This window comes from Streptomyces synnematoformans (assembly GCF_039531005.1).
Taxonomy (GTDB): Bacteria; Actinomycetota; Actinomycetes; order Streptomycetales; family Streptomycetaceae; genus Streptomyces; species Streptomyces synnematoformans.
In genome coordinates, this window is record NZ_BAAAPF010000039.1 from 1 (window position 1) to 12,805 (window position 12,805).

11 protein-coding genes and 1 pseudogene are annotated in these 12,805 nt (G+C 76.1%); 5 read left to right on the forward strand and 7 right to left on the reverse strand.

Annotated elements, in window-relative coordinates; genetic code table 11:
- Positions 1-330, forward strand: a pseudogene (locus ABD317_RS09680) (hypothetical protein); the annotation flags it as partial.
- Positions 327-1,358 (forward strand): MBL fold metallo-hydrolase, encoded by a 1,032-nt coding sequence (locus tag ABD317_RS09685; protein WP_344289390.1) that lies wholly within the window; start codon positions 327-329, stop codon positions 1,356-1,358. The pseudogene ABD317_RS09680 and the gene ABD317_RS09685, both read left to right, overlap by 4 nt.
- 7 nt (positions 1,359-1,365) lie before the next feature.
- On the opposite strand, the gene ABD317_RS09690 is transcribed toward ABD317_RS09685, so the two are convergent.
- On the reverse strand, positions 1,366-1,998 hold the full coding sequence (locus ABD317_RS09690) for a VTT domain-containing protein (RefSeq protein ID WP_037780208.1): 633 nt from the start codon (positions 1,996-1,998) through the stop codon (positions 1,366-1,368).
- 2 nt (positions 1,999-2,000) lie between these two features.
- Entirely contained in the window at positions 2,001-2,783 is a 783-nt protein-coding gene (locus ABD317_RS09695; RefSeq protein WP_344289391.1) for an MBL fold metallo-hydrolase, read from the reverse strand.
- A 145-nt stretch (positions 2,784-2,928) separates the two neighbouring features.
- Between ABD317_RS09695 and ABD317_RS09700 the strand changes: the two genes are divergently transcribed.
- Complete coding sequence (locus ABD317_RS09700) at positions 2,929-5,238, forward strand: phage holin family protein (RefSeq protein ID WP_344289392.1); 2,310 nt, start codon at positions 2,929-2,931, stop codon at positions 5,236-5,238.
- 19 nt (positions 5,239-5,257) lie between these two features.
- Here the strand turns inward: ABD317_RS09700 and ABD317_RS09705 are convergent, their stop codons facing one another.
- Complete coding sequence (locus ABD317_RS09705; protein ID WP_344289393.1) at positions 5,258-6,754, reverse strand: S1 family peptidase; 1,497 nt, start codon at positions 6,752-6,754, stop codon at positions 5,258-5,260.
- Positions 6,755-6,866: 112 nt separating this feature from the next.
- A complete protein-coding gene (locus ABD317_RS09710; RefSeq protein ID WP_344289394.1) occupies positions 6,867-7,823 on the reverse strand; it encodes a LysR family transcriptional regulator in 957 nt (318 codons plus the stop codon).
- Positions 7,824-8,073: 250 nt separating this feature from the next.
- Between ABD317_RS09710 and ABD317_RS09715 the strand changes: the two genes are divergently transcribed.
- Complete coding sequence (locus tag ABD317_RS09715) at positions 8,074-8,493, forward strand: hypothetical protein (protein ID WP_344289395.1); 420 nt, start codon at positions 8,074-8,076, stop codon at positions 8,491-8,493.
- A gap of 23 nt (positions 8,494-8,516) precedes the next feature.
- Here the strand turns inward: ABD317_RS09715 and ABD317_RS09720 are convergent, their stop codons facing one another.
- Both ABD317_RS09720 and ABD317_RS09725 read right to left on the reverse strand, forming a co-directional pair.
- Positions 8,517-10,622, reverse strand: a complete 2,106-nt coding sequence (locus tag ABD317_RS09720) for a sulfatase-like hydrolase/transferase (RefSeq protein WP_344289396.1) — start codon at positions 10,620-10,622, stop codon at positions 8,517-8,519.
- 145 nt (positions 10,623-10,767) lie between these two features.
- A complete protein-coding gene (locus tag ABD317_RS09725; protein ID WP_344289397.1) occupies positions 10,768-11,649 on the reverse strand; it encodes a helix-turn-helix domain-containing protein in 882 nt (293 codons plus the stop codon).
- A 73-nt stretch (positions 11,650-11,722) separates the two neighbouring features.
- On the opposite strand from ABD317_RS09725, the gene ABD317_RS09730 reads away from it, so the two are divergent.
- A complete protein-coding gene (locus ABD317_RS09730; protein ID WP_027752310.1) occupies positions 11,723-12,031 on the forward strand; it encodes a 4a-hydroxytetrahydrobiopterin dehydratase in 309 nt (102 codons plus the stop codon).
- 44 nt (positions 12,032-12,075) lie between these two features.
- Here ABD317_RS09730 and ABD317_RS09735 read toward each other — a convergent pair whose 3' ends face one another.
- Positions 12,076-12,801, reverse strand: a complete 726-nt coding sequence (locus ABD317_RS09735) for a tyrosine-protein phosphatase (protein WP_344289398.1) — start codon at positions 12,799-12,801, stop codon at positions 12,076-12,078.
- Positions 12,802-12,805 lie beyond the last annotated feature (4 nt).

Here is a 12,805-nt window from a genome sequence, read left to right on the forward strand (position 1 = left end):
CACCTCGACATCGCCGACCTCTCCGACCTGGCCGCACTGCGGCTGCGGGTGGCGACCGTGCACCGCCTCGCCGCCGCCGGCGGCGCCGAAGCCGTCGCCCTGGCCCACGCCCACGACCGCCCGCCCGCGGCGACCCCCCTGACCCCCGCCGTCGCTCCCGCCGCCCCGGCCCCCGCGGTGCCGGAGCCGGCCCCGCCACGGGACCGCCCGGACCGGCCAGCCCGGCCAGCCCGGCCGGAACGGCCGGCGCCCACGGAGTGGCCGCAGGTGGCGGAGGCGCTGCGAGCCCTCGGGGCAGCCGTCGCCGAGCTGACAGGAGCCCGCCGTTGACCAGCCAGTCAGAGCGGACGGGAGCCACCAGACCCGCCGCACCGACCGAGCGCTCCAGCACGGACCCGCGTCCCCTCGGCGAGATCCGCAGCTGGCCGCGGTCCTTCACCGACCGGCTCACCGCCCCCCTCCCCGGCATCGGCATGCTCGCCCGGCTGGCCCGCACCGGCCAGTTCCGCCCCGCCCCCGAAGCCCTCGACGAGATCCCCGACCTGCCCTACGAGCCCGGCCCGCTGCCCGCCGCCGGCCCCGCGACCGTCGCCGTGACCTGGGTCGGGCACGCCAGCTGGGTGCTGCGCATCGGCGGCCTGACCGTGCTCACCGACCCGCTGTGGTCCCGGCGGATCCTCGGTACCCCCGCCCGCGTCACCCCGGTCGGCGTGCGCTGGGAGGACCTGCCGCCCGTCGACGCCGTCGTCGTCTCCCACAACCACTACGACCACCTCGACCGCCCCACGCTGAAGCGGCTGCCGCGCACCACCCCGCTCTTCGTCCCCGCCGGGCTCGGCCGCTGGTGCCGCCGCCTCGGCTTCACCCGCGTCACCGAACTCGACTGGTGGGAGGCCGCGGAGCTGCCCGCGCCCGGCGGGCCCGTGCGCTTCGACTTCGTACCGGCGCACCACTGGAGCAAGCGCACGCTCACCGACACCTGCCGCTCGCTGTGGGGCGGCTGGGTGCTCACCGACGGCGCCGGCCGGCGCGTCTACTTCGCCGGCGACACCGGCTACGGCCACTTCTTCGAGGAGATCGGCCGCCGCCACCCCGGCATCGCCCTCGCGCTGCTCCCCATCGGCGCGTACGCGCCGCGCTGGATGCTGGGCCCGGTACACATGGACCCCGAGGAGGCCGTCCGCGCCTGCGCGGACGTCGGCGCGCGGCGCATGGCGCCGATGCACCACGCCACGTTCCTGCTCGCCGCGGAGCCGCCGCTGGAGCCGCTCACGCGGGTGCGGGCGGCGTGGGAGCGGACGGGCCGGCCGCGGACGGACCTGTGGGACCTGCCGGTGGGGGCGTCGCGGGTGCTGTGACGGCGCCCTACGCGCCCCGGGCGCCGCGCAGCCGGCGCCACACCGGCGGCGCCACGCTGATCACCACCGTGAGCAGCACCGCCGCCGCCACCCCCTGCCAGGGCTCGGGGAACAGCGAGCCGCCGAGGATGCCGATCAGCTGGTACGTGGCCGCCCACGCCAGACAGGCGGGGAAGTTGCCGCGGACGAACGTGCGCAGCGGCATCCGCCCCAGCAGGCACGCCAGCATCACCGGGATCCGCCCGGCGGGCATCAGCCGCGACAGCACCAGCACCGGGATCCGGTGCCGCTCCAGCTTCCGCTGCGCGTTCGCCAGCTGCTCGGGCGCGACGCGCTCGCGCAGCCGGTCCAGCCAGCGCGAGCCGTTGCGCGAGCGCACCCCCCGGCTGCCCAGCCAGTACAGCGCCACGTCGCCGAGGAACGCGGCGAGCGCGGCGGTGGCGAACACCAGCAGCAGCGCGTACGCGGCCCCGTCGTGGAACGCCACCACGGCGGCGGAGCTGACGATCGCGCCGGTCGGCACCACCGGCACCAGCGACCCCACCAGCACCAGCAGGAACAGCGACGGGTAGCCCACCGCCTCCTGCGCGGGGGCCACGTCGCGGGCGGCCGCCAGCAGCGCGGGCGGCGCGTTCGGCATCCTCAACGGGCCGCCTCCAGCCGCATGCCCTCGCCGTGCTCCAGCCGGTGCACCGCCACGCCGGGCGCGAGCGCCGCGGCCCGGCGCACGAAGTCGTGGCCGGGGTCGTGGAACTCGTGCGGGCGGACGGCGTCCATGCCGATCGGCCAGTACGTGCCGTAGTGCACCGGCACCGCCGCACGCGGCGCCAGTTCCGCCAGCGCCTCGGCGGCGCGGCCGGGGTCGAGGTGCCCGTGGCCGAGGAACGGGCCCCAGCCCCCGACGGGCAGCATCGCCACGTCGCACGGGCCCACGGCGCGGGCCATGCCGTCGAAGAGGCCGGTGTCGCCGGCGAAGTAGGTGCGGGCCTCGCCGTGGACGACGTAGCCCAGCGCGGGCGCCGTGCGCCTCCCGTACGGCCAGCGGCGGCCGTCGTGCGCGGCCGGCACGGCGCGGATCGTCAGCGGCCCGGCCTCGAACTCGTCGCCCGGCCGCACCTCCGTCACGGCCAGCCGGCGCGCCGCGGCCAGCCGCCGGAGCCCCGGCACCGCGGCCCGCGCCCCGCGCGGCACCACGAGCCGGGTGCCCGGGGCGAGCCGGGCCAGGGACGGCAGGTGGAGGTGGTCGGAGTGCAGGTGGGAGACGACCACCACGTCGGCGACCGCCGCCGGGGGCGGGGGCGTCGCGCCGCGGCGGCGGCGCAGGGGCATGAACCGGGGCACGAACAGCGGGTCGGTGAGGACCCTGGTCCCGCTGTCCCGCACGGTCGCGGTGGCGTGCCCCCACCACGTGATCTCCACCGGCAACGTCCGCTCCCTCCGCCTGACCTGCCCCGGCCCCCTTGAGGGTACGGCGTCCCGTGCGCCCCGTGCGGCGCCCCCGGACCGGGTGAAAAAGCATGTCGTCCGGCTGTGGAAGGCTGGTACGACGGGAGCGGAGGTGAGACAGCGCATGGCGGAGCCGCGGAAGACGCCCGGAGACGACGCCGGGCCTCAGGCGCAGCGGCCCGGGTCCGGGGAGGGCACGGGCCCCGGGCCCGAGCCCGGCGGGGGCCTGACCGCGCTGCGGGCCGCCGCCACCCGCAAGGGGCTGCGCGCCGCCGCCCGCGGCCTCGGCCGGATCGTCGTCGTCTGGGCCGTCGGCACGCTGACCATGATCATCCTCGCCGGCGCCCTGCCCGACTTCCGCCTCCAGTCGCCCGACGGCGACAGTGCCACCCACATCGCCGTCACCGCCGCCATCGGCGCCGGCGTGTTCGGCGTGCTCTCCGCGCTGGTGTGGCCCGTGCTCGTCCGCGCCCTGCTGCTGGTCCCCGCGTTCGTGCTCGGGCTGCTCGTCTTCTTCCTCAACGGCTCCCTGCTGCTGATCGCGCTCAGCCTCATCCCCACCGGCCGGGGCGAGGCCAACCCGGAGACCGCCGTCGTCGTCGCCGCCGTGATGTCCGCCGCGTCCTCCGCCACCAGCACCGCGCTCACCGTCCGCGACGACGGCGCGTACCGCCGCCGGCTCGCCCGGCTCGCGTACCGCCGCGGCGCCCCGGCCGTGTCCCCGGACGCCGCCCCCGGCATCGTCTTCCTCCAGCTCGACGGCGTCGGCCACGACGTGCTGCACGCCGCGCTGCAGGAGCGCGAGCGGGCCGGCGGGCGCAGCATCGGCGGGCAGCGGCTGCTGGCGCACCGGCTGCCGCCGGTGATGGAGACCGTCGCCTCCTGGCACGGCACCAGCCACCGGCTCATCCCCTGGCGCACCGACTGGTCCAGCCAGACCGGCGCCAGCCAGCTCGGTATCCTGCACGGCTCCAACGAGGACGTGCCCGCCTTCCGCTGGTACGAGAAGGAGACCGGCGAGGTGATGGTCTGCAGCCACCCCTCGACCGCACAGGAGCTGGAGCGCCGGGCCGCCGACCGCGCCGCCGCTGCCGCCGGTGCGGAGGCCGACGCGCCCCGCGGGCTGCTGGCCGACGGCGAGCCCGGCGACACCGCCAGCCGCGGCAACCTGTTCACGGGCGGCGCCACCCAGCTCGCCCTGGTGCTGTCCGTGGCGGTCCGGCGGAAGAAGAAGGCCCGCTCCCGCGCCGGGTACTTCGCCTACTTCTCCGACCCCGCCAACGCCTCCCGCACCTTCGCCTCCTTCTTCGCCGAGGCCGGCCGCGAGGTGTTCCAGTCGCTGCGCTCCCGGCTGCGCCGGGAGACGCCGCGCGTCGGCCGCGGCGGGCTGTACCCGTTCGTCCGCGCCTTCGCCACCGTCGTCTCGCGGGACGTGGTCGTGGCCGCCGTCATAGGCGACATGCTCGCGGGGCGCACCGCGGTCTACGCCGACCTCGTCGCGTACGACGAGGTGGCCCACTACGCGGGTCCGGAGCACCGCGACACCCAGCAGGTGCTGCGCCGCCTGGACCGCTCCGTCGCGCTCATCGCCAAGGCCGCGGAGCACGCCCCGCGGCCGTACCGGATCGTGCTGCTGTCCGACCACGGCCAGAGCCACGGCCCGACGTTCGCCGCGGCGTACGGGCTCACGCTGCAGGACCTGGTGCGCGCCGGCTGCGGGCTGCCCGTCTCCCGCCGGGCGGGCAAGTCCAGGAGCGGCGCCGAGGCGCGCACCGCGGCCCGAGCCGCGCTGCGCCGGCCGGAGCGCCGGGAGGGGGCGTACGAGGGCGCGGGGCGGCGCGGCCGCGAGCCGGTCGTCCTCGGCTCCGGCAACCTGGGGCTGGTGTCCTTCCCCGACCTGCCCGGCGTGGTCAGCCGGGAGACGATCGAGCGCCGCCACCCCGCGCTGCTGCCGGCGCTGACGGAGCACCCCGGCGTGGGCTTCGTGCTGGTGCGCTCCGAGGAGCACGGGCCGGTGGTCCTCGGCGCGGACGGCGCGGAGCACCACCTGGAGACGGGCAAGATCATCGGTGTCGACCCGCTGCTGCCCTTCGGGCCGGGCGCCGCCGCGGCGGTGCTGCGCACCGCGCGCTTCCCGCACGCCGCGGACCTCATGGTCAACTCCTCGTACGACCCGGAGACCGGCACCGTGCACGCTTTCGAGGACCAGGTCGGCTCGCACGGCGGCCTCGGCGGCGAGCAGAACCGGGCGTTCCTGTTCTGGCCCGAGGGGCTGACGCCGCCGGTGGCGGCCGGGGAGACGCTGGCCGGCGCCGAGTCGGTGCACCGGGTGCTGCGCCGCTGGATCGGCGAGTGCGGCGGCCCGGCCGTGCACCGGGCCGCCGCGGAGGGGGTCCGCCTGCCCGCCGCGGGTGGGGGTCAGCGGGCGGGCTGAACGGATCGGCGGCAGGGCGCTACGGCCTGCTGATGCCGAGGGTGTACGAGCCGGAGCCGCTGTAGGCGTGGACGATCCAGCGGTAGTAGCCGGCCGTGCCGTTGTAGCTGACGTCCTCGTTCTCGGTCGGGGTGATCCCCTCGGCCACGTCGACCCAGCTGGAGCCGCTCCACTTCTGCAGGTAGAGGTCGAAGTCGGTGCCGCTGGGGCCGCGCAGGCAGCCCACGTGGGCGCCGGAGCCGGACTGGTAGTACGTGCCGCCCGGCTCGACCCGGGTCTGGTTGCTGCTCAGCGAGCCCTGGTACTGCTCGTCGGTGGTGTCGCAGCCGGTGGGCGGCGGGCCGCCGCCGTCGTCGGTGACGAGGGAGAGGCCGTAGTTGCTGAGGATGGGGTTGACCGGGTAGTAGAACGTGGTGCCGCCGGAGGTGCAGTTGCCCGAGCCGCCGGACGTGACGCCCTGCGCCTGGTCGCCGGAGATGTACGAGCCGCCGGAGTCGCCGGGTTCGGCGCACACGGTGGTCCGGGTGACCCCGTTGATCGTGCCCTCCGGGTAGGTCACCGAGGTGTTGTGCTGCTGGATCGTGCCGCAGTGCCAGCCGGTGGTGGAGCCGGAGCGGCAGACCGAGGAGTTGACGGGGGCCTGGGTGGAGCCGCCGACGGTGACGTTGGCGCCGCCGGAGCCCTTGACGTAGGGCGTCGGGGTCCAGTTGCTGTTGGTGGCGACCCACGCCATGTCGCGGCCGGGGAACACGGAGCCCTGGAAGGTGCCCTGCGCGACCCGGTTGTAGCCGGAGGTGGAGGCGCCGGTGCGGCCGCAGTGGCCGGCGGTGACGAAGCCGTTCTGGCTGCCGCGGATGACGCTGAAGCCGACGGAGCAGCGGCCGGAGTTGTTGATGTAGTACGCGTCGCCGCCGCGGATGTCGTAGAGCGGGCGCGGACTGTCGGTGGCCTTCACCACGCGGACGAGGTCGCGGTCGACGCCGGACGCCTTGAGGAACGACGCGGTGGCGGCCCGGTCGGCGCTCTGCACGACGACCCGGTTGAGGGTCACGTCGACGGCCCAGACGGGCGTCGCGCGGGGGGTGCGGCGCTCGGCGGCCCGGTCCAGCCGGTCCATGGCGGCGTCGAGTTCGGCCACGCTGTGCTCGACGAGTTCGGCGGTGGCCCCGGCGCGCTCGATGGCGGCCAGCGCGCCGGCGTCGGTGGTGGCCACGACGAGTTCCGTGGCCTCGCCCTTCAGCCAGGAGCCGCCGAAGCGGGCGTCGAGGCCCTTGCGCAGGCGGTTCTCGGTCGGCAGGGCCGCCGCCTCGCGGGCGAGTCGCTCCTCGGCCTCGGCGGGGGAGAGCCCGAGGTCCCGCTGCATCGCCTTGAGCATCCCCGGGGGTACGTCGGGGGCGGCGACCGCGGGGGACTCCGGGGCGGGAGCGGCGCCGGCCGAGGCGGCCGGAACCAGCGCGATGGTGAGGGAGGCGAGCAAGGCGGTGGCGCCCGCGCCCAGTGACCATCTTCGATGCATGGTTACTCCTCGTCTTGTCGGGGGTGAGGGCACCGTAGCGAGATCTGAGATCAGCGTGAACCTGTCAACCTTGTCCCCTCGCGGAGTGATGACCCCGGATAGCGGACACCCGTCAGTCGGCCGTGCCGAACTCGGGGTGGGTCGCCAGCCACTTCGCGTAGACGGGGTTGCGCCGTGCCGCCTCCGCGTGCGCCGCCCGCGCGTACATCACCACCGCGGGCGCCGTGCCCGCCGCCGGCGACTCCGGGTGCCAGCCGATGAGGTGCCGCCAGCTCAGCGGCGTCCCCGCGATCGGCACGGTCGTGATCCCCGGCGTCGGCGGCATCGTCGCCCGGCACAGCCCCACCGCGCGCCCGACCTGCACCAGATGCGCGCACGAGACGGTGTCGGTCTCCAGGATCTGCGACGGCGTGAACCCCGCCCGCGCGCACGCCGCGGAGAAGCAGTCACCGAAACACCCCTCGCCGGGCACGGTCGTCCAGCGCTCGGCCCGGAACCGGCCGAGTTCCACCTCCGGTTCGTCCGCCGCCGGATGGTCCTCCGCCAGCAGCAGGAACACCGGGTCCGTGCCCACGACCCGCCACTCCAGCTCCTCCGCCGGCGGCGGGCTCTCGCCGCAGACCCCGAGCAGCGCGAAGTCCAGCCGCCCCGAGGCCGCCAGCTCGCTGATCTCCTGCACCGACCAGGAGGTGTACGTGCTCACCGGCTCGTCCGGGTACAGCGCCGCCAGCCGGTCCACCAGCGCCCCGAGCAGCGGCCCGTGCGTGCCGCCGATCCGGAACCGGTGCACGTCCTCGAAGGCGTTGGCGAAGCGCACCGCCTCCTCCTGCAGCTCCCGCACCGCGGGCAGCAGCACCTGCGCCCGGTCGAGCACCAGCTCGCCCAGCGCCGTGGGCCGGGCGCCCGCGCGGTCGCGTACGAACAACGGGCCGCCCAGGGCCCGTTCGATGCGTTTGAGCTGTGCGCTGATCGCCGACTGCGCCAGACCGAGCCGGGCGGCGGCCCGCGTGAGGCTCCCCGTCTCGGCGATGGCGCGAACGAGCTTGAGATGCCGCAGTTCCAGTTCCATCGCCGTCTCATCTCAGGCCGGACCGAGGCCGCTCCCGGAAACGTAGGCCCACCGGCGCGGCACCGCAATAGCGCCGAAACCCGCCGGTCGCCCGGCCGCGGCCCGGCGCCCGCCCGCCGGGCATTACCCCGGCGGTAATCGACGCGCCCGGCGGGGCCGGGCACCGTGGGGAGCGCGGGGCCCGGACCGGCGCACTCCGGCCCGGGTCTCCGCCCCGACCAGCCCCGATGCGTCCGGAGGGTGATCCGCCATGTCCGCAGCCGTCTCGCCGACCGCCGCCACCGCCCCGCAGCTTCCGCTCCGCCGCCTGCTCGGCCTCGACGCCGTCGTCACCGGCGTCAACGGACTGGCGTACCTGGCGCTCTCCGGCCCCCTCGCCGACCTGCTGGACGTCGACCGCGGGCTGCTGCTCGTGCTCGGTGCGGCGCTCGTCCTCTACGCCCTCGACGTCGGCTGGCTCGCCCGCCGGGCCGTGCCGTCGCCGCGGCTGGTGACGCTGGTGATCGACGTGAACGCCGCCTGGGCGGTGGCGAGTATCGCCGTCCTGGCCACCGGCGTCCTCGACCCGTCGACCGCGGGGTACGTCTGGATCCCGCTGCAGGCGGCGGTGGTGCTGGGCTTCGCCGTCCTGCAGTACGGCGCGCTGCGCGCCGTCCGGGCGTCCGGCTGAGCCGAGACGTCGCGGCCGAGGGGTCAGCGCACCAGCAGCGCCACCATCTTCCAGTTCGCGCCGTCCGGCGCGCTGACCCGCAGCTCGGTCACCCGGCCCGCGGCGCCGCCGTCGAGGGCGAACTCCTCCCAGCGGTACGCGCCCGCCGGCACCTGCGGGCCGGGCGCGACGACCTCGGTCCCGTCCGCCGCCAGGGCGATGCCCGGAGTGGAGTAGTCGTCGTCGCCGCGCAGCACGGAGACCGTGCGCCGGCCCGCGGGGAGGCGCAGCCGGAGCACGGCCGCCGGCTGGTCGTTGACCATGTCCCGGCGCAACACGTCCGGGCCGCCGCGGTTGCGGGACATGGGCGGGGGCGCCCCGGGCACCCAGCCGTAGCCGGCGGCGTCGTCCCACGCGGAGTCCGGGGTGAGGGCGGCGTACGAGGGCGTGACCTGGGCGCCGGCCGGGCCGGCGTCGAGCGCCAGCGCGACGTCGTCGCCGTGCGGGAGGGCGTACACGTACACGGGCTCGCCCGTGACCGTCCGGCCGTCGACTTCGACGTGCGGCACCAGCCCGTGCGTGCGCAGCCGGCCCGCGGGGGCGGCCCCGGCGGCGGGCGGGGTGACCTCGACGTCGACCACCGGATCGGTGTCGAGGTCCACGACCCGCCGCACGGTCGTCGTGGCCCAGCCGTCGGGCGCGGCCAGCGTCACCGTGACCTCCACGGCGGGGTCGCCGTCCGGGCGCAGCGCGCGCGTCAGCCGTACCCCCGCGGTGTTGGCGCGGCCGGCGAACAGCGGCAGGCGGGCGGTCGCCGCCACCGCGGGGGGTTCGACCGCCGCGACGTCCTCCTCCAGCGCCGTCAGGAAGTCCCGCAGCCGCGCGGTGACCTCCGGCCGCCGCGCCGCCAGGTTCACCGACTCCCGCGGGTCCCCGCGAAGGTCGTACAGCTCCGGCAGATAGCGCTGGTCCGAGCCGCGCCGCCGCACGTGCAGCTTCCACCTGCCGTCGCGTACGGCCGCGGCCCGCTCGTGGAGGAAGAACGGCACCGGCGGCCGCTCCCGCAGCCGCCCGCCGCGCAGCAGTTCCCCGACGTCCGTGCCGTCCAGCGCCACGTCCGGCTCCGGCTCGACGCCGGCGAGCGCGCACACCGTGGGCAGCAGGTCGAGGAAGGAGACCACGTCGTCCGACTCCCGGCCGCGCGGCACGGCGCCGGTCCAGCGGGCGATGAACGGCACCCGCACCCCGCCCTCGAAGACCTCGAACTTCCGGCCGCGCAGCCCGCCCGTCGAGCCCTCGAACCAGGGCCCGTTGTCGCCGGCGACGACGATCAGGGTCTCGCGGTCGAGACCGCGTTCGGCCAGCGCGTCGAAGAGCCGGCCGAGGTGGTGGTCGACCGACTCGATCGCGTCGCCGTAGAGGCCGCCGCGGGAGCGGCCGGCGAAGTCCGGCTCGACGGCCAGCGGCAGATGCGGCATGCACTCCGCGAGGTAGAGGAAGAACGGCCGGTCCCCGGCGCGGTCGACGACGTCGATCGCCTCGTCGGTGAAGCGCCGGGTGAGCGCCGCCAGATCGGCGTCGTCGCGCAGCGTCTCCACGGGCTCCCCGTCGCGCCACAGCTCCGTCGGGTACGTGTCCGAGGTGTACATCGCGTCGACGCCGAAGAAGGAGTCGAACCCGTGCCGCGACGGGTGGTGGTCGTCGAGGCGGCCGAGGTGCCACTTGCCGATCGCCGCGGTGACGTACCCCGCGCCGCGCAGGTACTCCGGAATGGTCCGCTCCGGCAGGCGCAGCCCGTGCGGGTCGTCCCGGCTGAGCACCCACGGCAGCCCGGTGCGCGGCGGCACCCGGCCGGTGAGCAGCGCCGCGCGGGCCGGGCTGCACACCGGGGAGCCGGTGTAGCCGTGGGTGAACCGGGTGCCCTGGCGGGCGAGCCGGTCCAGCCGCGGGGTGCGGATCAACGGGTGGCCGTAGCAGCTGAGATCGCCGTAGCCCAGGTCGTCCAGGACGACGAGCACGACGTTCGGGCCGCGGCCCCGGGCGGGTTCGGCGGTCGCGGTGTGCGTGCGCGAGCCGCCCACCGAGACGGGTAAGGCGCTGGCGCCGAGGGTGAGTGCGGATCCGGCGAGGACGTCGCGACGGCTGACCAAGGCGGGCTCCTTTCAGGCGCCGGCGCGCTGAGGAGACCGGCAGGTGCCGCTGATCTTGCGACTCCGGGGACGGCCGCGTCAAATAAGGGCGTACTAAAGGTTTAGGAAAGTGCGTTGGTGGGAAGGGCCGTCACTCCGCGGGCGGTCAGGAGCCGAGCTGCTGCCGCAGGTACTTCGTCGTCTCCGGGTCCGCGGGCAGCAGCGTCTCCAGCGCCAGCTCCGAGACCGTCACGTCCATGGGCGTGTTGAAGGTGGAGATGGTGGAGACGAACGACAGCAGGTGGCCGTCGTGCTCGACCCGCAGCGGCAGCGCGAACGGGGCCCGCCCGCCGACCTCGCCGACCTCCTCGTCGCCCGCCTCCGGCGGCGGCGGGTACGCGGCCACCTCGTCGTACAGCTCCCTGAGCGCGGGCGAGCGCACCAGCGACAGCTGGCGGTCCATCTGGTGCAGCAGATGGGCCCGCCACTGCGGAAGGTTGCGGATTTTTTTGGCCAGACCTTCGGGGTGCAGTGTCAGCCGCATGGCGTTCAGCGGCGGGCGCAGCAGCTCCTCCGCCACGCCGTCGAGGACCAGCAGGATGCCGCGGTTGGCGGCCACCACGTCGTACGCCCCGTCCACCACCACCGCGGGGAACGGCTCGTGCGCGGCGACGAGCTGCTCCACGCCCTGGCGCAGCTCGGCCATTGCCGGGTCGTCGAGCGGCGTCTCGGGGTAGTGCGGGGCGTAGCCGGCGGCCAGCAGCAGCGCGTTGCACTCCCGTACGGGCATGTCGAGGTGCTCGGCCAGCCGGAGCACCATCCCCCGGCTCGGCCGCGACCGGCCGGTCTCGACGAAGCTGATGTGGCGCGCCGAGGAGTCCGCGCGCAGCGCCAGCTCCAGCTGGCTCAGCCCGCGGCGCTCCCGCCAGCCGCGCAGCACGGCGCCGGCGGTGGCGCCGCCGCCGGCGGCGTGGGCCGTACGGGGCGGGCCGCCCGCACCGCGCGCGTCGTCCGTGCCGGGGGTGACGGGGAGGCCGGGGGTCGTCATGTCATCGACGGTAGCCGAGCGCGGCGCGGTACTGTCGGCCGGGAACCGCCCCGCCGCGAAGGGAGCCCCTCGCATGGCTGTCGAACCGCTCTCCCCCGAGGACACCGAGGACCGGCTCGCCCGGCTGCCGGGCTGGTCGGTGGCCGAGGGCGAGCTGCTGACCCGCACGTACCGCTTCGACGCGCATCCGCCCGCCGCGGCGATGGTCGCGGAGGTCTCCCGGATCCAGGAGGAGCTGGGCCACCACGCGACGCTCACCCTCGGCTACAACACCCTCGACGTCGCGGTCAACACGCACAGCGTGGGCGGCCGGGTCACCGAGCTGGACTTCGACCTCGCCCGCCGGGTCGAGGCGATCGCACCGGAGCACGGCGCGGGCTGAGGCCCCGCCGCCCTCCCCACACACACGCCGGCCCGGCCCGCGCGTCAGCCGGTGGTGAAGAGCCGATCCCGGGCCGCCGCGACCGTCGCGTCCGGCACCCCGGCCCGGACCAGGTACGCCGCCGGGTCGAAGCCGGCGTGCGTGTCGGCGATGACCCGGGTGGCGGTCCGGCCCGAGCGGGCCTGGATCTCGGCGATCTCCAACGTGTGGTCGGCGAGCCCGAGGGCCGCCGCGGCCCGCCGGTGGTTGGGCCCGCTGAGCAGGTAGTCGGCGGCGATGTCCGCCGCGGACACGCCGGCCAGCGACAGCAGCACGAAGGACGCGAAGCCGGTGCGGTCCCGCCCCGCGGCGCAGTGCACCACGACGCCGCCGGGCGGCGCCGCGGCGACCGCCGAGACGATCGCGGCCGGCACCTCGGGGAAGTGCTCCAGGTACGCGGCGAAGGTCAGCGGCGTCCCCTCGACGTGCCCCCACTCCCGCCACCACCGGTCGTTGCCCGCCAGCTCGTCCACCGGCACCCGCACCAGCCCGATGCCGTCCGGGCGCCGGCGCCCGGGAGCGTGGTCGGCGGCGTTGCGCAGGTCGACCACGGTGCGTATGCCGTGGTCGGCGACGGCGGCCCAGCCGGCCGCGGTGAGCCGGTCCAGGGAGTCGGCGCGCACCAGCGCGCCCCGGACGGTCGTCCGGTCGCCGGCCGCGGGCAGTCCGCCGAGGTCGCGTACGTTGAAACAGCCGTCCCAGCGCAGCTCGCGTCCGGCCGGCGCAGCCATCTGG